The 21,307-nt window shown below is 37.2% G+C and carries 22 protein-coding genes, 1 rRNA gene, 1 pseudogene and 2 riboswitches; all 24 genes and pseudogenes read right to left on the bottom strand.

All coding sequences use genetic code 11. The features are described 5' to 3' along the window. Positions 1 to 62, bottom strand: a 16S ribosomal RNA gene (locus tag FS608_RS26365); the annotation flags it as partial. 348 nt (positions 63 to 410) lie between these two features. Beyond that, positions 411 to 2,477 carry a glucose-specific PTS transporter subunit IIBC gene (ptsG, locus tag FS608_RS26360; RefSeq protein ID WP_144555536.1) on the bottom strand — a complete coding sequence of 689 codons (2,067 nt, stop codon included), beginning with the start codon at positions 2,475 to 2,477 and terminating at the stop codon, positions 411 to 413. A gap of 187 nt (positions 2,478 to 2,664) precedes the next feature. Continuing rightward, positions 2,665 to 3,507 carry a glucose PTS transporter transcription antiterminator GlcT gene (gene glcT / locus FS608_RS26355; RefSeq protein WP_144555535.1) on the bottom strand — a complete coding sequence of 281 codons (843 nt, stop codon included), beginning with the start codon at positions 3,505 to 3,507 and terminating at the stop codon, positions 2,665 to 2,667. Between the two features lie 174 nt (positions 3,508 to 3,681). Continuing rightward, positions 3,682 to 5,010, bottom strand: a complete 1,329-nt coding sequence (locus FS608_RS26350; protein ID WP_144555534.1) for an NCS2 family permease — start codon at positions 5,008 to 5,010, stop codon at positions 3,682 to 3,684. A 113-nt stretch (positions 5,011 to 5,123) separates the two neighbouring features. Continuing rightward, positions 5,124 to 5,225: riboswitch (purine riboswitch) on the bottom strand. 215 nt (positions 5,226 to 5,440) lie between these two features. After that, complete coding sequence (gene guaA, locus FS608_RS26345; protein WP_144555533.1) at positions 5,441 to 6,961, bottom strand: glutamine-hydrolyzing GMP synthase; 1,521 nt, start codon at positions 6,959 to 6,961, stop codon at positions 5,441 to 5,443. A gap of 149 nt (positions 6,962 to 7,110) precedes the next feature. Then, a riboswitch (purine riboswitch) is annotated at positions 7,111 to 7,213 on the bottom strand. Positions 7,214 to 7,293: 80 nt separating this feature from the next. Further along, positions 7,294 to 9,507: a transglutaminase TgpA family protein gene (locus tag FS608_RS26340; protein WP_144555532.1), complete on the bottom strand. Its 2,214-nt coding sequence runs from the start codon at positions 9,505 to 9,507 to the stop codon at positions 7,294 to 7,296. Beyond that, the gene (locus tag FS608_RS26335; RefSeq protein WP_313958745.1) at positions 9,504 to 10,667 is read right to left on the bottom strand and encodes a DUF58 domain-containing protein; all 1,164 of its coding nucleotides are present in this window, start codon (positions 10,665 to 10,667) and stop codon (positions 9,504 to 9,506) included. The genes FS608_RS26340 and FS608_RS26335 overlap by 4 nt, the downstream gene beginning before the upstream one ends. A gap of 57 nt (positions 10,668 to 10,724) precedes the next feature. Next, a complete protein-coding gene (locus tag FS608_RS26330) occupies positions 10,725 to 11,723 on the bottom strand; it encodes an AAA family ATPase (RefSeq protein ID WP_144555530.1) in 999 nt (332 codons plus the stop codon). Positions 11,724 to 11,904: 181 nt separating this feature from the next. Then, positions 11,905 to 12,411: a DUF6241 domain-containing protein gene (locus FS608_RS26325; protein ID WP_144555529.1), complete on the bottom strand. Its 507-nt coding sequence runs from the start codon at positions 12,409 to 12,411 to the stop codon at positions 11,905 to 11,907. 182 nt (positions 12,412 to 12,593) lie between these two features. Further along, complete coding sequence (locus FS608_RS26320; RefSeq protein WP_144555528.1) at positions 12,594 to 13,082, bottom strand: antitoxin YezG family protein; 489 nt, start codon at positions 13,080 to 13,082, stop codon at positions 12,594 to 12,596. A 40-nt stretch (positions 13,083 to 13,122) separates the two neighbouring features. Continuing rightward, a complete protein-coding gene (locus FS608_RS26315; protein ID WP_144555527.1) occupies positions 13,123 to 13,377 on the bottom strand; it encodes a hypothetical protein in 255 nt (84 codons plus the stop codon). Positions 13,378 to 13,397: 20 nt separating this feature from the next. Beyond that, the gene (locus FS608_RS26310) at positions 13,398 to 13,646 is read right to left on the bottom strand and encodes an Imm59 family immunity protein (protein ID WP_144555526.1); all 249 of its coding nucleotides are present in this window, start codon (positions 13,644 to 13,646) and stop codon (positions 13,398 to 13,400) included. Between the two features lie 45 nt (positions 13,647 to 13,691). Beyond that, positions 13,692 to 13,904 carry a hypothetical protein gene (locus tag FS608_RS26305; RefSeq protein WP_144555525.1) on the bottom strand — a complete coding sequence of 71 codons (213 nt, stop codon included), beginning with the start codon at positions 13,902 to 13,904 and terminating at the stop codon, positions 13,692 to 13,694. Between the two features lie 245 nt (positions 13,905 to 14,149). Beyond that, on the bottom strand, positions 14,150 to 14,608 hold the full coding sequence (locus FS608_RS26300; RefSeq protein ID WP_144555524.1) for an SMI1/KNR4 family protein: 459 nt from the start codon (positions 14,606 to 14,608) through the stop codon (positions 14,150 to 14,152). Positions 14,609 to 14,632: 24 nt separating this feature from the next. Further along, a complete protein-coding gene (locus FS608_RS30585; RefSeq protein ID WP_186328906.1) occupies positions 14,633 to 14,803 on the bottom strand; it encodes a hypothetical protein in 171 nt (56 codons plus the stop codon). A gap of 161 nt (positions 14,804 to 14,964) precedes the next feature. After that, positions 14,965 to 15,453: an immunity protein YezG family protein gene (locus tag FS608_RS26295; RefSeq protein ID WP_144555523.1), complete on the bottom strand. Its 489-nt coding sequence runs from the start codon at positions 15,451 to 15,453 to the stop codon at positions 14,965 to 14,967. 112 nt (positions 15,454 to 15,565) lie between these two features. Then, positions 15,566 to 16,048 carry an immunity protein YezG family protein gene (locus FS608_RS26290; RefSeq protein WP_144555522.1) on the bottom strand — a complete coding sequence of 161 codons (483 nt, stop codon included), beginning with the start codon at positions 16,046 to 16,048 and terminating at the stop codon, positions 15,566 to 15,568. A 304-nt stretch (positions 16,049 to 16,352) separates the two neighbouring features. Continuing rightward, positions 16,353 to 16,807: pseudogene (locus FS608_RS26285) on the bottom strand (DUF600 domain-containing protein). 387 nt (positions 16,808 to 17,194) lie between these two features. After that, entirely contained in the window at positions 17,195 to 17,443 is a 249-nt protein-coding gene (locus FS608_RS26280) for a hypothetical protein (protein ID WP_144555521.1), read from the bottom strand. A 3-nt stretch (positions 17,444 to 17,446) separates the two neighbouring features. Continuing rightward, complete coding sequence (locus FS608_RS26275) at positions 17,447 to 17,623, bottom strand: hypothetical protein (protein ID WP_186328905.1); 177 nt, start codon at positions 17,621 to 17,623, stop codon at positions 17,447 to 17,449. Positions 17,624 to 17,708: 85 nt separating this feature from the next. Then, positions 17,709 to 18,179 (bottom strand): SMI1/KNR4 family protein, encoded by a 471-nt coding sequence (locus FS608_RS26270; RefSeq protein WP_144555519.1) that lies wholly within the window; start codon positions 18,177 to 18,179, stop codon positions 17,709 to 17,711. 30 nt (positions 18,180 to 18,209) lie between these two features. Then, complete coding sequence (locus tag FS608_RS26265; protein ID WP_144555518.1) at positions 18,210 to 18,674, bottom strand: hypothetical protein; 465 nt, start codon at positions 18,672 to 18,674, stop codon at positions 18,210 to 18,212. A 98-nt stretch (positions 18,675 to 18,772) separates the two neighbouring features. Then, positions 18,773 to 19,171, bottom strand: coding sequence for a hypothetical protein (locus FS608_RS26260; RefSeq protein ID WP_144555517.1), 399 nt, complete (start codon positions 19,169 to 19,171; stop codon positions 18,773 to 18,775). Continuing rightward, positions 19,171 to 21,303 (bottom strand): hypothetical protein, encoded by a 2,133-nt coding sequence (locus tag FS608_RS31500; protein WP_260871834.1) that lies wholly within the window; start codon positions 21,301 to 21,303, stop codon positions 19,171 to 19,173. The genes FS608_RS26260 and FS608_RS31500 overlap by 1 nt, the downstream gene beginning before the upstream one ends. Positions 21,304 to 21,307 lie beyond the last annotated feature (4 nt).

The following is a 21,307-nucleotide window of genomic DNA, read 5'->3' as shown; positions in this document are numbered from 1 at the left end:
ACTTGCATGTATTAGGCACGCCGCCAGCGTTCGTCCTGAGCCAGGATCAAACTCTCCAAGAAAGTTGATTAGCTCATAAAAGTTACGTTGGCTCGTGTTCTTCATATTAACAGAAGAAACACGATTAATATTGTTTGTTTGCACGATTTTGTTTGTTTAGTTTTCAAAGAACAATTCCGTTACTTCGTTTGAAGCAACTTTATTATTTTATCACTTCATCGAATCGTTGTCAACATTTTTTATCAATATTTTCAACACCAACAAGTTGTTAACTTGTCATCAACGACTGCTTTAATATACTACCACCATGCCTAGGTCACGTCAACAAAAAACTAAATTTTTTTCCACCATTCTGACTTTCTTCTATAATATATAAAAAAGCCAGCCCTATTACTAGGGCCGGCCTCCTCTTACTTTGTAATCTTGATTATTCCTTCTTGCTTCAATTCGACTTGACCTTGTTTATTCAGCACAACTTTTTCACCTTCGGCTAAGTTCGTGAAAACAATCGGAGTAATTGTAGATGTTGCATGTTCTTTAATGTAATTTAAATCAACTTTTAATAACGGCTGACCCTGTTCAATGATGTCATCTTCAGCAACTAACGTCTCAAAGCCTTGACCTTTTAAATTAACTGTGTCAATACCAACATGAATCAGGATTTCACGCCCTGTATCGGATAAGATACCAATCGCATGTTTAGTTGGGAATAGGTTTACGATTTTTCCATTTACCGGTGAAACAACTGTTCCTTCAGCTGGTACAATCGCGAAGCCATCGCCCATCATTTTTCCAGCAAACACCTGATCAGGCACTTCAGTAATCGGCTTTATTTCTCCTTTAAGTGGTGCCGCAAACACTTCACTCTCACGTGCTTTTTGAATTGCATCTGAATTTACATTACTTTGTTCTGGACTTTTTTCCGCTGTATCAACAGAAGTTGTACGAGGTCTCTTACCAGACATAATATCTTTCATTTGACCCTTAATTGTTTCAGAACGTGGTCCAAAAATTGCTTGAATGTTATTTCCTACTTCTAGGACACCCGCCGCACCAAGTTTTTTCAATTCAGCTTTGTCCACATTTTTAATATCATTAACAGATACACGAAGACGTGTAATACATGCATCTAGATGAGCAATATTATCTTTCCCACCCATAGCATCTAAAATATTAGCTGCTAAATCACCTGAACCTGATTTTCCTGATGGCGCTCGGTCTTCTTCTTCCTCTAGTTCACGACCTGGAGTTTTTAAATTAAACTTGCGAATCGCAAAACGGAAACCAAAGTAATAGATTACCGCAAAGACAAGACCTACCGGAATAACGATCCAAGCATTCGTTTGCGGGTTAATTAATCCAAATAGAATATAGTCAATTAATCCACCTGAGAAGGTCATACCGATTTTTACATTTAACAAGTGCATAGTCATGAATGATAATCCTGCAAAGATTGCGTGAATACCAAATAATACTGGTGCAACGAATAAGAATGAGAATTCAATTGGCTCTGTAATACCAGTAAGGAAAGAAGTTAACGCCGCAGAAGCCATTAATCCTCCTACAAACACTTTCTTTTCTGGTCGAGCTTCATGATAAATCGCTAGCGCAGCCGCAGGAAGTCCAAACATCATGAATGGGTATTTACCTGTTGTGAAAGTACCTGCAGTTAAATTTTGGACACCATCTTTAATTTGTTCCATGAAAATACGTTGGTCACCACGTACAAGATCACCAGCAGCGTTTGTATAGCTTCCAAATTCATACCAGAATGGAGCATAGAAAATATGATGCAATCCAAATGGTATTAATGAACGTTCAATTACCCCAAAGATAAAGGCAGCAATCGTTCTGTTCGCATCAACCATGTTCGTAGAGAATGCATTCAAGCCTGATTGAATTGGAGGCCAGATAAGAATCATTAGCAATCCTAAAAGAACAGTACTTGCAGCAGTTACAATCGGAACGAAACGCTTACCAGCAAAGAAACCTAGATATGACGGTAATTCAATTTCGAAGAATTTATTATACATATAAGCGGCAATAAGACCGACGATGATACCTCCGAAAACGCCCGTTTGCAGTGTTGGTATACCTAATACAGAAGCATAGCTTTGAGGATGCTTCGCAAGTGCATCTGCATCAATACCTAAGGCAGTTCCCATTGTTGCATTCATAATAAGGAACCCTACAATCGCAGCAAGGCCAGCTACCCCTTCTCCTCCTGCTAGTCCAATCGCAACCCCAACAGCAAATAATAATGATAGATTTCCGAATATGACACTACCTGCCTGTTCCATAATCTTCGCAACCATCGCAATCCCGCTATTATCTAAGAATGGGGCGAGGTCAATTAACGTTGGGTTTTGAAGTGCATTACCAATTGCTAGTAAGATCCCGGCAGCTGGCAGAATTGCAACTGGTAGCATCAATGCTTTACCGACTTTCTGTAAAACACCAAAAGCATTTTTAAACATAAGGATACCTCCTAATTTTTTATACAGCTCATAAAGCGGTTACAATCTAGAGAATTGACGACAAAAAAGGCATGAGTAAAGGTCCAATTGAATAAAGCTATGGGTATAGAATACCCCAACAACTTAGGTTCAATTAAACTTTTTACTCATGCCTGATCGAATCAGTAACACGTAAAATGAATAAGTGCTATTTATATTTTTTTTGAAGTCGTTGTAAATGCATTGTTAGATATACCGCTTCTGCATCAAAGACTTTTAATTTTAAGGATTGTTGCATCACTTTTATGAGCTTCCATGAGAGATTATAGCATATAGGATATTCATCTTTCAAGAGGGAAGAAATTTTTTCTGGTTCATCCACTTTTTCACCGTTTACTACCCGTTCAATCGCAAAACGGAGATGGCGAACAAGTCTCATATAATCGATTCCTTCTTTGTCTATCTCTATCTCCAACTGTTCTTCAACCATATCAACCAGTCTGCTGACAAGCTGGGAATGTTGGTTTACATCAGAAAGGTCTTTATTGGTTATGGCACTATGAATATGCAAAGCGATAAATCCAACTTCACCGATTGGAAAGCTAATCCCAGTGTTATCCTTAATAAGTTGGACAACTTCTTTCGCCACTTCATATTCATGACGATAAAGCGCCTTCGTCTCCACTAAAAAAGGATTCGTCATTTCCATTCCTTGGGAGGCCCTCGTTAAGGCAAACATTAGATGGTCAGTTAGTGCAACATGAATATGTTCATTTAGCATTGAATTTGTTCGTTGTTTGATTAACTCAATTGATGCTATGATAACCTCTAAAAATTCGTTATCAATAAAAGGGAGCAATTTAATATAATTTTGCTGCTCTTTTTCACTTTTTAAGACAAAGAGTTTTTCAGCAGAGTCTTTTTCAATTAAATCACCTTGTTTACGATTAAAGCCGATCCCTTTGCCAATCAAAACTACTTCACCATAGGATGGGTGTTCAGCAATCAATACATTATTATTTAAAACTTTTTCAATCGTCAGCTGTGCCATACCCTTTTCCCCATTTCTCCCAGTTTACCTTATTAATTACAGAATAAAAGAGAGAAAACAGGAAGTCAACGACAATGTTCGACAACATTATGTCCTACTAGTTGGTAAATTATTCGAATGATATTTTTTGAGCAAAATAAAGGAACTGTGGTGCGCCCACAGTTCCTTTTAATATTATTTTAAGAAAATGAAATATAGGACAAAGATAACAAAGAAGAAGTACATGATTGGGTGAATCTCTTTAGTTCGACCTTTGATGATCATTGTAATTGGGTAAAAGATAAATCCAACCGCAATACCTGTTGCAATGCTGTAAGTCAGTGGCATGGCGATCATTGTTAAAAATGCTGGAACGGCAATTTCAAAACGCTGCCAATCAATTTTTCCTAATGATGATACCATTAACACCCCAACAATTATTAGCGCAGGTGCTGTTACAGGTGCAGTAACTACCGATAATAATGGAAAGAAGAATAACGATAAGATAAAGAATCCGGCTGTTACTAAGGCTGCAAATCCAGTTCTAGCACCAGAGGCAACCCCTGCAGACGACTCGATGTATGATGTTGTAGTTGATGTACCTAGTACAGCACCAACAGTTGTTGCAATCGAATCTGAAATTAACGCACGCCCAGCTCGTGGCAGCTTATTGTCTTTCATAATTCCCGCTTGGTTCGCTACTGCGACAAGTGTCCCGGCATTGTCAAAGAAATCAACAAACAAGAAGGTAAGCACTATTCCAAGCATGGCTGTTGTATAAAAAGAGCTATCTCCGAACGAAGAGAAGGCTGCACCAAACGTCGGTGATAAACTTGGAACAGAATCAACTACTTTATTCGGCATATCAATTAAGTTAAAGATCATTCCCACGATTACTGTGATGACCATCCCATAAAATACGGCTCCGTTAATACCTTTAGTCATCATAATTACTGTTACAACAATACCAAAGATAGCAAGCAGTGTAGGTCCAGCTGTCAAATCGCCTAATCCAACTAGTGTCGCATCATTATTGACCACAATTCCAGCATTTTGTAATCCGATAAAAGTAATGAACAAGCCAATTCCTGCACCCACAGCGTGTTTTAAATCAACTGGAATCGCGTTAATGATTTTTTCGCGCAGACCAGTGAGTGTTAATAAGAAGAAAAATACACCTGAGATTAATACAGCACCAAGAGCATGCTGCCAAGGAATTCCGCTCCCTAATACTACTGTATAAGCAAAGAACGCATTTAAGCCCATTCCCGGAGCTAGAGCGAGTGGATACTTCCCAAGAAGCCCCATGACAATCGAACCTAGTGCCGATGCAAGCGCAGTTGCCACAAATACTGCACCATAATCCATTCTTAAAGCATCGGGATAGTCCTTTATAGACGCTAATGATAATGTTAATGGGTTAACAACTAGTATATAAGCCATTGCTAAGAAGGTGGTTAGTCCCCCAATAAACTCACGGCGATAATTTGTCCCATGTTTCTCAAACTCAAAATACTTATGCATTCTTTTTCCCCCTAAGGTTCTTTCCTTATTGTTTATGCAAAAAAGCTCCGGTTTATTCTACCGGAGCTGACGTAAGGCATGTGCAATAAATAGAGGAAAAGAAAGCATACCTCTTATATTAAACACTGCCTCGTAGTCAAGCCATTTACGGTGGCTCGGTAGAAACTTTTGGGCCATATCCCCAAGATTATACGATGCAATTTTTATTCACTTCTCATAACACGTTTTTTATTTTAGCAGGAAAGAAACTTCTTGTAAACAAAAATACGAACGATATTAAAATAAAATTTAACATTGTTCGTGAATATGGATGTTCCTGAAATAAATAGTCACTTTTTCCAAAAAAAACGAAGAACTGGAACCACGTATCGGTTCCAGTTCTTCGTTTTTCTTATTGTCTAGCTCCAGCGCCTAGGCGCTTCCGCTTTTCTTATTCCCACTCAATCGTTGCAGGCGGCTTGCTGGTAATGTCATAAACCACCCGGTTGACATGAGCTACTTCGTTAACAATTCTTGTTGAAATGACTTCTAAGACATCCCAAGGGATCCTTGCCCAATCAGACGTCATACCGTCAATGGAAGTGACCGCACGGATTCCAATCGTGTAATCGTAGGTTCTTGCGTCCCCCATTACACCGACACTGCGAATGTCTGGTAACACAGTAAAATATTGCCAAATCTCTCGGTCGAGACCAGCTTTTTTAATTTCCTCGCGAAGAATCCAATCTGATTCACGGACAATCTCCAGTTTATCCTCTGAAATGGCCCCAAGCACACGAATACCAAGACCAGGTCCAGGGAATGGCTGTCTCCAGACGATATCATCCGGAATGCCAAGCTCGGTTCCAAGCGCACGGACTTCATCTTTAAATAGAGTGTTCAATGGTTCAATTAGTTTAAACTGCATATCTTCCGGCAGCCCGCCCACATTGTGATGGGATTTAATGGTTTGTGCAGTTGCCGTACCACTTTCAATAATATCTGTATAAAGCGTGCCTTGGGCTAAAAACTCAATACCTTCCAGTTTTGTCGCTTCATCGTCAAATACATAAATAAACTCATTACCAATAATTTTTCGTTTTTTCTCAGGGTCAGAAACACCTTCCAACTTTGATAAGAAACGATCTTTGGCATCAACCTTGATTACATTCATATGGAAGCCGTCAGAGAAAGTTTTCATCACACTATCTGCTTCATTCTTCCGAAGCAAGCCATGATCGACAAAAATACAGGTCAATTGGTCACCGATTGCCTTATGAATCAACACGGCAACAACGGAAGAGTCCACCCCACCACTTAAAGCACAAAGAACCTTTTTATCGCCAACCTGCTCACGAATTTTCGCCATTTCCATTTCAATGAAGTTACCCATTGACCAATCGCCGTTGCATTCACACACATTAAAAACAAAATTTCTTAGCAGTTCATTCCCATAAACGGAATGACGTACTTCTGGATGGAACTGAACAGCATAAAGCTTTTGCTCTTCATTACTCATTGCTGAAATTGGACAGGTTGGATTTGTGCCATCCACGGTAAAACCTGCAGGAGCTTCCACGACAAGATCACCGTGACTCATCCACACGGTCTGCTCATTTGGCAGTCCGGTAAATAGCGCTGATGGATGTTGTACCGTCATCGTTGCTTTTCCGTATTCACGTTCTTTCGCTTTTTCAACCTTCCCATTAAAATGGACGGTCATTAACTGCATCCCATAGCAAATACCAAGGATTGGAAGACCCATTTCAAAAATGGCTTCATCACAGCGGAAAGAATTTTCATCGTACACACTATTTGGCCCGCCGGAGAAAATAATCCCTTTTGGGTTTAACTGGCGGATTTCTTCAGCTGTAATCGTATGCGGATGTAATTCACTGTATACCCCGAATTCACGAATCCTGCGGGTTATTAACTGGTTATATTGACTCCCAAAATCTAATACAATAATCATCTCATTCTTGCCTGGCAAAGCATCCACCTCAATTTTCTCAAGTTATAGTTATTATGAACCTTTACAGCAAAGGATATAAAAAAAACTAGAATTCTCCCCTCCATAAAAATATCAGGAAGGCAGAATTCTAGTTTTCTCGTAAAAAGACAACAGAAAAATCCTGCCTTCATAGTCAGGTCATTATACGGTGACCCGGTAGAGACTCTCGAACCAAATTTTCGAGGATATATGAAGGAAACGTACTATATTTTGAACAGCGCAAGCACTTTTTATAACAGTGCTAACGCTAAACATGAATTAGTACATATTGTAACAATAGGTTGTTTTTCTGGTCAAGCGATTGTCTTTTTAATTAAATTTTCCCATAATTCATGCGATTCTTTCCAAGTGCCCTTTGGTAATTGCTGATGATACAGATAATTTTCATAAATAGCCGTTAGTTGTGACATTTCTCTTGTCGAAAAGAAGGAATCAATGTAACGGGCATAGTTTCGTAGTGTTTGGTTTTCTTTCCGCTTTAAACCATAGCGTTCGAACTGTTCCAACAAAGCTAAATAGGCTGCACTGATGTTTTCGTCCTTTTTCTTAAATCGGTAAATTACTAACAGACTGTACGGAACCCACTTACCGCGAATACGGTAAAGAATTCCAGCCACTGCAGCTACTATTACGATTATGAAAAATATCCGCTTCCAATTGTTTTTCAAAAAAAATTTGGTCTCTTCCCAGATCCTTTTAACATCAAAGAATGATTTCGAATCATTTGTTTTATCGGGGTCCTCAATCTCTTCCTGCTGGGGCTTCTTCACAGGCGCTGGACTGGCTTCTTGATTATTGGATGATGATTGGCCATTCGCTCCATAATTGATGATAATTTCATTTGAAAAGCCCTTGGTTGGCTCAAATGGTACCCAGCCTTGATTTGGAAAATAGACCTCAACCCAAGAGTGGGCATTATTATTTGTTACCTCATAAATCTGTGTCCCTGATGTCTCATCACTATATTGCAGGAAATCTCCGCCTGTGAACCCTTTTACCCAACGTGTTGGAATCCCGAGTGTTCGCAGCATCACAGCCATCGAAGAGGAGAAATTGTCACAATAACCCCTTTTTGTCTCAAACAAAAATTGATCCACATAATCATCTTCGGTGTCAGGCACCGCGACATTTTTCTGGTCATAAGTGAACGCGGATCTTCCAAAATAACTTTCTATTGCTTTGGCTTTATCAAACCAATTGGTTTTTGCAGCAGTAATCTCTTCTGCTAATTCTTTCACTCGAGGCGGAAGATTTTCCGGAAGAAGTGTATATCTTTGATAAAATTCCTCGTTGATGATAGTTGGGTCATAGCTCGTTGTTCGAACTAAGTCTGAAGCCTTGTACTTTGGTCTTTCAAATTCTACGGTAAAGACCTGCGGCACAGCAGGGACATTGTCATTAGAGAAAAGGCTGATTCGCTCATTAGTCGTATCGATTTCATATCGATTGCCCTCAGGGAGCATCTTTAACACTTTGTTAATTCCGGCAGGATACATAAGAAAGTTGAAATTATATTCTGGACTTGTCACCACCCGCGAAGACTCTTTAATGGTTTCTACGGTGTCAGGCACCGAAAAGACAGGCACAAGATCTTCCTTACGAAAGGTTATAGGTGTGGTACCAGAGGCCAGCCAGCCTTTTCCTGTATACACGTCCTTCGTTTCCATCTTCCAATAATTTTTTCCGTTCCCTTCATACTGAAAGACTCGGGTGTTATCTCCTATAAAGGGACCGCCTAATTCAGCATCATTGGTTCCATAACCGATACGATTAACACTGCTGGCCTTATCTTCAGGAACTTTGTCATTATTAGCGGTTAAATACGGAACTGGGTCTGGCCAAATCGGTGCGGCTTTCGGTGCGGCTATGCCAACTACAACACTTAATAAAACCATAACAGCCAGCGGCACCATCCACTTTCGCAGATAGGTCGGTTCCGTGCTGACATTTTCTTTTTGAACGATTCGGTAAAATGTCAGCATTCCCATCACTGCAAAGCCGGCCACTACCGTTCTGACAATAGCAAATTTAGCAATATACGGCGTAAATGTATCTAAAACCGTAATATAAACTAAGGTCATAAAGAAAAATATAAAAATCCGCTTTCGGTTTAAGATCCAGTAATTGATTAAGTACACCATTATCCAAAGTAAGATAAAAAATAACAATGTCCTGAACTCGTTGGATAAGCCATTCCAATTCCTCGCTGTTAGTAAACCAAAGTTATCCATTATATCTCTAAAGAAGGCTGTAATCCATGTTGAATCAAAGAGCCCTTCTTCATAGTGAAGCTGGTTAATGGCATAAAAAATAAAGAGCGTTTTAATACTATAGTTCCAAATCCATTTCAAATGAAGGTAAGATAAAGCAAACGAAATAACGATAAAGATAAAAAACATCTCAATATGATCGGTTTCTGTTAATTGTTCAATCGGACGCAGCCATTCACTTAATAATAAAAAACTAAAGGCATATAACAAAAATGATGAAAAATCTCTTTTGATCAACGGAAGTTCACCTCCGAAAAGGCCGCCGTGAATTCGCCTTCCTGAACCAAGACAACCCGTACTCCACGGGCATTGGCGATTGCCATCTGCGAGCGTTCCTCATCTGTCGGCGTTTCTTTCTCCCCTTTAATCAGAAAAAGCGTAATCGTTCCACCTTTTCGCTGTCCAAGGAAGCTTGCTTTTTCAATCAAGGGTTTGCTAATTTGCGCGGTGACTAGCATGAACGAAACGGTTTGCTGGATGAGAAGTCCATCGGTATCTAACACCTTTTCTAATGGTGAGGTACATTTCGCCACTATTTTTGCCAGATGAAAAAAAAGCTGCTGGAGATGCTGCTCTCCACCGCGAATGGGGAAAGAGGCACGTTCGTTGCTAATCGTTAACAGACCGGTCTGGGCCCCTTTTTTCAAGATAGCCCGCAATAATGAGGCTGTAAATGAGACAACAGGCTCAAACTGCTTCGTCGGGACACAATCCATAACCACAAAGATATCATGTGATTGCCGCTGTTCAAATTCCTTTGTCATAAGGATATTTCGATTGGCGGATGCTTTCCAGTTAATCCATGAGAAGCGGTCGCCCGGCTGGTAATCCCTCACCCCAGTCGCCATAGATGTATCACGCTGGACTCGTTCCCTTGAAGCCGTCAGACCAGAATCATAATGATTTTCAAATGATCGATATAATAACTCTGTATACGCTGGATAGACAATAATTTTACCATCCAAGGCGAACTTTTTTTCTTTTTCAAATAAACCAAGCGGATCTCCAATTCGCAAGGTAAAAGATTCGAAAAAATGTTCCCCGCGCGGCAGCTCATCAATGATGTATTCATAGGAAAATTCCTTTTTTAAGCCCGGAAGAAGCAGGGCTTTCGCTCTCTTTTGCTGAGGAGCAAATTTCAAGGATTCATCTAACTGATCCTCAATCAATAAATAAAAAAGCGGAAATGATTTTGCTCTTTTCACTGTAACGGTCACCTTTAAAGGCTCTCCGGCATTAAAATCCGTTTTTGGCAAAATTCTTGTTACTTCAAGTTCGTTTAAGGAGTAAAAAGAGATGGCAACACAATAAATGGCAAAGGGAAGAAAGCTATAAAATAAAAACCAACTTACAAATCCTCCTTGAAACATGGCATAGGAGAAAGCTAATAAAATCAAAAAAAGCAGCAGAATAAACTTCCAAACTTTTTTCAATATAATCCTTGTTTTTTTCATTTATTTCACTAACCTTTGAACTGGAACCGGGACTCTGGCAACCACCTGGTTCACTAAATCTTCAGCCGAAATCCCTTCGAATTTTGCCTCCGACTTTAAAATAATCCGGTGGGATAAGACAAATCGAGCTAAATATTGAATATCATCCGGGAGAACATAATCGCGGCCATACATATACGCATAGGCCTGTGCTGCTTTCATCAAGGCAATCGATCCCCTCGGACTAGCCCCAAGGTAGACACTGCCGTGGCCTCTAGTGCGGTTAACAATATCGACGATGTAACGCTTCATCGTATCATCGACAAACACATCTTTGATTTCTTTTTGTAAATCAAGAAGGCCTTCAAGGTCAATGACAGGGGTTAACTCCTCAATCGGCGGGTTCTTTTGTGCTCTGTTCAACACTTCCATTTCCTCTTGTAAGTCAGGATAACCCATTCTCATTTTTAATAAAAAACGATCCAATTGGGCCTCCGGAAGGGGATAGGTCCCTTCGTATTCAATCGGATTTTGCGTCGCCATAACAAAGAATGGCTTGTTCAGTTGATGAGTTACTCCATCAATGGTAACACTTGCTTCCTCCATCCCTTCTAAAAGGGCTGACTGGGTTTTCGGGGAGGTCCGGTTAATCTCATCGGCAAGTATGATATTCCCCATTAACGGACCGGGACGAAATTGAAACTCCATCTCTTTTGGATTATATATGGAGACTCCGGTTACATCGGATGGCAAAAGATCCGGAGTGAATTGAATTCTACGGAAATTGGCATTCACCGACTTGGCCAACGCACGGACCATCATCGTCTTCCCAACACCTGGCACGTCTTCTAAGAGGACGTGACCGCCAGCTAAAAGGGCAACCAGGCTAAGTTCAGCAACGTCCCTTTTTCCAATCATAACCTTTTCTATGTTTACTAGTATCTTTTCTATTGTGGGATTCTTTTGTTCTAAAGACAAGGTGACTCCTCCTCGTGCGGATTTATACCTATTTTGGGGCATTCCATTTAAGTATTCTATATATTCCTAAAATATTCCTTTATATGCAGACAGACAATATTCTAAACTAGGTAAAAATTAGCGTAGATGCTATAAAAAAGGTTTCTCTAACCAAAAAAGCCTACTTCAGCAAAAGAAGCAGACTAAATAATTTTGGGATTGGGTACGTGCTATATTATGGATTTCACTGCTCTACATCATAGTTCTCATGGATAAATTCCATTTCTTCTTCAGGTGAAGCTATGCCGTTGGCTTTTCCAACCGTGCCGCCCTGCAGCTCCCATATGGCATTGTGGTTCATAACCACGTAATCGAAATCGCCCATTTCCCAAGATTTTAATATTGTTAAATAAACATCAGTATTTTCATATTCTTTTTTATTGGCTTCGACCACTTGTAGTAATCTTTTCACCCGCTCAGGTGTTAATGGCAGTGCACCCCACTTTTTGTCTGCTAGAACCTTCTGGTGTGACATATTATGTATGGCTTGCTGAACATCGTTTTCACTCATACTAAACGGAAATTCACGATTAACCTTTTTAGTTTGTTCATGAACTTGAACTACTTTTTCACCCTTTGGTGCAGTTCCTACGCTAACAGAGACATTTTCCTTATCAAAATATAAATAACCTCCTATCAAAACACACACAAGTATAACTGGTATCCATATTTTTTTAGGTATTTTTTTCATCGTTTCCCCTGCTCCTCAAAATGAGAGGTTTGGAGCATCACTCCGTCCCTCCAAGATAGGCTTAGATTTAATAATTCCACATTTCCCCTATATTTCCCTTTAAAGCCTCTTGAAAGATGGAAATCTATCATAAAAAAAGCCTACTCTATTAAAAGAGTAGACTTACCATTACATTCCTTCTCTTAAATTGGATTATCCGGAAATTCATTATAATATCTATCAATTAACTTTTTATCATTCTCATCATCAGGTACTTCTCCTAAGTACTTATTTTTCCAAATAATCATTTGGTCACTAAAACTATACTCTGTATTAAACCAATTTGTATAATCATAATGCATCTTAAATTTCCCATTGCTCTCAAGAGATAACGTAAATGAATACCAAAGTTCCTGCTGATTTTCTTTAAAAATATTCCTTAATTCATCGCTCAATGCGAACAGCCTTCTTTTATTCTTTTTAAATTCATCTTTATCAATAGCATAGTTAAATGGGATTTTCACACTATAATGAAAGGATTGTTTACTTTCTGGTGTATTATAAAAAAAATAAGTTCCCCCTCCAGATTCTGATATTTGAGCATAAAAGTAAAATTTCTCCCATTCTTCCGGAATCATTTCATTAACTGTTTCGGCTATTTCTCTATATAACTTATTCATTTCTTTTTCCACTTCGAATCAACTCCCTGCACCGTTTCTAATCATCAAAGAGTTATTTATTTAATCTTTCATGTATGCCTACTAGTTTATATAGTTTATCAAAAGCTGTATTTTCATCTGCTGCTTTAAAAATAATCGATTTAAAGCCTTTCTCATCGGTTTCATATACTTTCCAAATTCTATCCTCACCGTCATAATAACATCCCAGGACAAAAGAGGCTTCTGTAATGCAATCCGTTTCAATCTGATATGTACCAATTTTAGGATTTTCATTTGAAATCTTATTTAAAAATTCATTTTTTGTCATAATTCATTTCACTCTCTTATTTACTGGTATAATATTTTTTCAGTTCTCAATCTTTTAATAAAATTGTCAAGAGCATCACTTTCATTATCAAATGCAGTTATGGAACCTCCTACAACACTAGCTCTCTCATCAGTTACCAACACTTCCCAATGGTTACTATTACCAATTCTTATCGTGACTTCATTCTCTTTTAATGGATGTTCATTATACCAATTAAAACGTTGTAGCCCTTCATTTTTTATTATTTTCTTTGCTTCCTCATTCGTCATATTATAACCTCCTTAGGATAACTTTAAGGTTAGTAAAATTATAGTTTATAAATTATTGGCCATTACCTGAAAAATGGATAGGCTAAAAAAGATATTAGAAAAATTATCCTTACTAAATCCTTCTTTAATAGATTGAGGATCATTTGTTAATAAATTGAAAGTGTCATCACCATTATCGTATATTTCATATTTGAAATTATTAATTATTGCATAGTCACCAGACTTAAGCATAATTCCATCTCTTATATTATTTACCATATTATCTAATTATAAAAAAAGGATTCAAGGCTCAATTGACTTTAAATCCCTCACCACAAAATTTATAAATTATAATCTTAATATTATTGTCCATATCCACAGTTATTTCGTACTCAGTTCCTCTGTACTTACCATATATATCCGACTTTTCCATTACATTTCTTCACCTACCATTAGTTCCTTCTCTTAAATTAGATTATCTGGAAATTTATTAGTGTGTTTGTATAAATTCACTGCAGCCAATTCTATTTTTCCTCTTCTAGTAGCTTTAAAAATTGGGTAAAGTTATCCGCTATTCTGTAAAGAACTGGTTCAAACTTACCCGACTCTTCATGAGACCATACGCAAACAGAGGGAGTTATATTATTATTTCTAAAATCTAAGCATACAAAGTCACCAGCAAATATACTAGCTATTGGTAAAACTTCTGCACCTAATAAATCTTCATTGCCAGTTAATCTTTCCCCTATTTGAGAAAAAACAACATCAATATCGTAAATTCCTTTAGGATTATTCTCAATATCATCCAACATACACAAAAACCTTTCTATAGCGTAACTACGATTGTTATATTCAAAAGTAGCTTCCTCAACTTCCGATCCATTATATGCTTTAATAAACTCTAAGAAAGACTCTGGCAATTTTAGTCTCCAAAACTTTTCATGTTTTTTTATTAATTCTTCTGATGGTAATGGTTGTACAATAGTGTTTTTTTTATTTTCATGATTTTACCCTCTCAGAAATGATTCTGAATATATAGATTGTGGAGATAAAAGATACACAAAACTAGTGGGATTTCCTTCTCGAATCTTAATATTTGGTTTTTTATCTCTAAAACTATTCAAAGTAGTCAGGTGATTGATAGCAATACCACCAACCTCCAGCTTTCCTTCCGCCATTTGCTAATTACTCCCCATTTTCAGATTATTAGCCATTACCTTAATTCTAGATTCTTAATTAATTTTGTCTCTTAGCTTCCGTAATGGATGATAAAAAAACTTTAGCGGCTTCTTTAGCGCTAGGGATATTTTAATACGCTAAATTACCTTTTTTTATCTAGCTATTTGTTTGTTTCTTCATATTCTTTCATTCTCGTTATTAATTCTAAATCTTTTACGTTATTATCTTGATTTATATATTTATACTCAAAGTATTTAATTCTTGCAGAAGGACCGAAATCACTATTAGTCCAGTTGATATAATCAAACTTCACCTTTAATTTACCGGATTCATTTACTATCATTGTGACCGAAAACCAAGGTTCTTGGTCATTATCTATAAATACCTTTTGAAGTGCATGGGTTAGTTCAAATAATTCATGAAGTGCAGTATTATAGAGTCTCTTATCTACACCATAAAATTTGGGGATAAAATGTGAAAAAACAGCTTTTTCATTATCTGCTTTTGGAATGAAAAAGAAAAAAGCTCCTCCTTCTTTCCCCTTCTCTTCTCCATTAAAGTAAAAATTACTCCATTCAACCGGAATCATATCATTAATCTTTTGAGCTATTTGTTGATATAAATTATTTAATTTTTGTTCAAAGCTCATCATTGACAACCTCCTGATTTATTCGCAATCTCACGAATCACCCCTTCCATTATATATACATATCTCATAAAAAAACACCTGATGCCCATAATGGCAATCAAGTGCTTTATGTTCACTGTTCCTCAAACTTCTTCATTCTATCAATTAATCCTAAATCTAACTGTTCCTTTTTTGGGCTTAAATATTTATACTCAAAATATTCAATTCTCGCTGTTGGACCAAACTCGCTATCATGCCAATTAGTATAATCAAAATGCACATTCAATTTACCTGTATTCTTAACTGATAATGTGACTGAAAACCAAGGTTCTTGGTCATTATCAATAAATACCTGTTGGAGTTTAACAGTCAGTTCAAACAATTTATGAAGTTCTTCATCATATGCCCTCTCATCTATTTGATATAAATCTGGTATATCATGTGAATAAACAGGTTCATCCGTACTCTCAACAGGGGTAAAAAAGAAAAATACCCCACCTTCATTATTCTCCACTTCTCCATTAAAATAAAACTCGCTCCATTCAATTGGAATTATATTGTTAACATGTTGTGCTATTTGTTCATATAATTTATTTAATTCTATTTCAAAACTCATATTCTCGACCTTCTGATTTATTTAATAACTCCATAATGGTACTACCTTCATGAGCTATGAATTTTAGTAAAGCACCCATTAATGTTGTCCAATGCTTAAGTATCTCATAAAAAAATAAAAACACCTGATGTCTAAAAGGCATTCAAGTGCTTTAATGTGATATATAAAGTATTCTAATTTACTAAGCCTATCTATAGAACGAGCATATTAATTTCATTAGCAGAACACGGTTATATAACTCCATGATGGCACAACCTTCATGAATGATGAATTCAAATTAGATCATATCTAAAACCTTAACATTTTAAAGGTTATTTTTTTTAACCTCCTCAAACCACTCATCAGCTATATGATCAGCCGTTTTGATATCATCATTAGTTATACTAAATCATACTTGTATTCTGCTTTAAAGCTGCCACTCTTAACATCATATATTAATTTCATCTCAGTTGGTATATCCCTTTCATACTCTTTGCACAATACTTCAATTTTTTCAATATCTTCATTTAAGATATCCAATACCATAAACCCTCGTTCTGGAGACACATCATATCTTTCCTCCCCATTCACCAATGCATCATTCAATTTGTAAGGCTCTACATATTTATTATTAATCAAATAAAAAAAACTACTAGAAATAACCCCTTCTTCTCGTGAAGCATAAACATATACTTTATCGGCTCTATCTTCAACATATTCCATACATATTGATATCATATCTGCTTGCAATTCACTAAATCTATCTTCAAATTCTTTCATACTACTTTTTCACTCCTTAGATTAATTTTTAAGAACTTTAGAGCCCCACTTACCATCTAGCTCTCACATCAGTTACCAACACTTTCAAATGATAAAAAACCCTTAGCGGCTTCTTTACCGCCAGAGACTTTTAATACGCTAAAAAAACTCCTCCTTCTTTCCCCCTGGAAGCTCGATCTATTTTATTCTTGTAAATAGCAACATCTCTATTCACATCTCCCCCCAATTTTATTAGTTATAAAAAACTGCTACTTTTTCGTAGCTTCTCCAAGTTATCCCATCGAAATTATAAAAAGGATTCAAAGCTCATTTGACTTTGAATCCTGGATTAATATCTTGTATCTCCCTAAACGATACGAAAAACCATAGCCTCTTAAAATTATGTTTTTATATTAGACTACGTTTCCTTCTACTTTCTGTAATACTATACATTAAATCAAATATTTCTTCTTCTGGTCCTTGTTGCACGATATCAAAATCCTGTTGTTCACCTACCATATATAATTTCCAAACTCCATCCTCTTGAAAACATCCTGTAATATATGGTATTTCTTTCTTAACTCCAATCACTATATTTAATTTTGAAATATCTATATTTTGTTTAACAATATAATTATCATATTCTACTCTTGTCATAGTTTATCCCGCTTTCAGTATACCTAATTGTTTTAAAGCATAGCCCGAGACAGGTGTGTTTATTTGTCCAGCTCCTCCATTTGCCAAAATAGTATTCATACTTTCATCATACCAAGGAGCGGCTTTTCCCATAACACCATACGTTGCATCGATCCCATTTTCTTCGCACATAGTCTTCAACAATTGATTATTCTGAAATTTATTGTATTCCAAGTTCCAATTACCGATTCATGACATATGGATCCTTTCTGGGAGTTTTGCTATTTTACTCCACCTTAGAAATAAATTCGCTAAATGTATCAGCTATACGGTATGTTACAGGCTCCAATTCAGCCGACTCTTCATGATTCCAAATAACCACATTCGGGTTTTCTCTGTTCTTCCTAAAATCCAGACATACAAAATCACCAGCAAATAAAACAGCAATAGGTAAAATATCTGCACCTATCAAATCTTCATTATCCGTCAATCTATCTTCAAGTTGCGTTAATGTAACATCCATATCATACATTCCTAATGGATTTTCTCTAGGAGTTTTTAATAAACATAAAAAGCGGTCTATTGCATATTCGAAGCCATTACATTTAAAAACTCCTGTTATTAGTCTTCCTCCATTATTTTCTTTCATAAAATCAATAAAATCTTTTGGAAGTTTTACTCTCCATATATTCTCTTTTCTCTCAAACAAATCATCTGTTGGTAACGGAAGAGTTATAGTCGACATATCTATTTTCATAGAAATTCCTCCTTATCGATCCAGCCCCCCTTATTCAAAAAGCTCAGTTTCTATTTTAAAACACTCCTCTATAGTAACTTCTCTTCGAATAATGTTCTTGCTCAGATAATCTTCCTTTACATGAATAAGTTGATATTCATCATCAGATCCTAGTCTTTTCGTAAATAGATCTCTATCTTGATAATTGAGATTACACTCTCTGCCTAAATTGGAATCTGCCGTCACAATTTCCATCTCTTTATCATCTTGGAAAATACGGGTAACAAAAAATTCGTAATTTTTGTATCGGGCGATAAAATACTCCCGATATAACTCCGAGACCTCTTCCTTTTTTACTTCTTTTTCATGTAAATCCTTATCGTATGCAGACATAGCAGATGTGAAACCAGGTTCTATTCGGTGCAGAAATAATTTGATGGTCGTTATTTGACCTTTAACCCTTGCTGCAAAGGCCTTATATTTTTTATTATCATAAAAAGCAACGCATCTATCCATAATACCCCCACACTTCTAATTGTGTTTAATTTATCTTTTTGGATTTATATAAAAAAGGGATTCCAAGCCCCATTAGCTTCGAATCCTTGAATACTGGATTAGTAATATGTTAAGTGGATCTCTGCTTGACTGCTCCTCATGTCCACCCATGGGTTAATTACGCCCCAATCAAATTCTATTTGATTTTTAATTCCCAATTGTTCACCTAATAATGTAATTAACCATTTTCTATGTCTTTTAGCGATGGTCATACCATCTTCTTCCACTTCCGAATAAGCTCTAAGGATAACCTTACTTATTTTTTCATTAGTAAAAACTAATTGGATGAGAAATGATTCTGAATATATAGGTTGTGGAGATAAAAAATACACAAAACTATTGAGGTTTCCCTCTCTAATCTTAATATTCAAATTTTTATTTTTAAAACTATCCAAAGTCGTCAGGCTATTGATTGTATTTCCACCAACCTCTAGTGTTCCTGCCATTAATTTATCCATTATCTTGTTCCCTCTAATCTACTTTTTATTAATTCCATTTTATCATCGCTAACAATGTAATTAGATAGTTTGATAACATTACTATCTTCAGCAATGGAAATATGAGTGTTGCATATACTTTTATAAACGTAGTTACCATCTTCATCCTTCATTTGGAGTTTTATTGGATCAAATTCCACTCCTTGAGATCTTAGCAAATCTCTTGTGGCATCATCCAAAACAGGCGTAACCTTCCCAATTCTTACTAATGTCTCAAAATCTGGCGTAAATATTTGTTCTAAACCACCATGACCAAATTGAGGATTGGCATCCGTAATTCCTTTTGCAGACTCTATAGTGTCATTAAATTGAAATCCAATTGCTTGAAACTTATAATCTCCTGTTCCATCCATTAACTCTCTAGGTTTAACCTGTACACCATCAAATAGTTTTGTTGCGTCGTATCCAACATCACTCAAAACACTTTCATTAAATCCGTAACCGGTTGGGAATGGATATCCAGCATAAATAATTTGACCTTTTTCAACTATAAAATTTTCGTAAGTGTCTACTCCAATATATGGGTAATCACCTTGCCATAGCCTTGCAAAATCCTTTGCAGAAAAATCATCGCTATGATCTCTTATAATTTGTTCAAGGATTTCCTTCTTTAATGCATCAATATCCTCTGGCGTATAATCTACACTAGAAGCCTTATCTATTAAAGCATTAATTGTCCTTTCACTTAATAAATCCTTTCTCTCGATCGAATCTCCCTTTTTTATAATATAATCTGCAACTTCAAAAATAGAATTTTTTTGAGGATGACTTCCAATAACATCCTTATACTTTCCTAGAATAGCTTTAGAATCGATAACGACCTTAGAGCTACCATTTTTAAGATTAACCCCATCAATCCTGCTCAACACATCTTTCAGCTTATTCTCCACCGCATGAGTATTCTCAACAGGAACACGAACCTTCCCAGTATTTCCTAAATCTTCGACAGACAAGCCCATCCGGCGCGACGGGGTAATGTTTTTTGCCTTTGTTATAGCAGAATCAACTAACCTTCCTGCTTCCAGTGTATCTTTTGCCAGTTTATTTTTCACCACATTGGTTGTATCTATTATTGCCGATGACGCACTCTTCAAACGTGTGACCGATTGCTGGCCAGCTGTTTTCACCATGTTATCGATATGATTCATGCCTTGCTGGATACTCTCTTTAACTCCTGTCCGCAATCCGATCGTTCCGATATTCTCCCCTAGATGGGCAAGACGGACCGTGCTTGAGAATTTTGTTAACCCACTCACACCAGGAACAATATCCAATGGAGCTAACAGTCCACGAAACCAGCGCTCCCCTGTCCCCAGCTCCCGACCTGACACCCAGTCCTTACCTGACACAGCTGTACTCAACTCCAGCGCCCCATAAGCTGCCCCTAATGCCAAGCCTGCTGGAGGACAAATAATCGTTGCCCCCACAATAACGGCCAACGCCCCGATTTGAACCCAAAATTCCTTGTCTTCTTGTTGGTTTCGAATCGATTCGTACTCAAAGGCACGCGTATTTAGAACACCTTGTTGATATTCTTCTTGCGTGAAATCCTGGTCTGGATTAAGTTCTTTCCAGGCATCATATTCAAGTTTCATTTGTTCTGCATAATAATTATCTCCACTAAACAAGTCATCCAAGCTTACTTCCGTTTTAGGAACTTCCAACGATTGAGCAGGACCGTAACCGTAACCGTAACCTGCATAGACATACTGAGTCTCCGTTGCTCCGATTCGATTCGTTGTTTTATAGCTGGAAATCGTTAAATCCCGCATTGCTTCAACAAACGCATCCATATCTTCATAGAATGGCTGATCAATCGTACGGTCGACGATATCCCCAACCTTGCCGGTAAAGCTATGTAATACCTCAAAATCTTCAAACAACCCTTGGTACTTGTTTTTTTGACTGGTGTGCTGAAATGTTATGACCCCATCACTATCATGGTTCGCGATATCAGACTCAGCATCCTCTAAGTTATCACTTAGATCCTTCAGCGTATCAATCATCCCTTTGCCCCAACGGCCAAGGCCAATTAAATCGCCAATGCCGTCTTTCATCTTTTCCCATTCTGATGGGATATATTTTACATCCATTCAA

The organism is Bacillus sp. X1(2014), from assembly GCF_007678255.1.
This window is presented reverse-complemented; position numbering and strand designations above follow the sequence as displayed.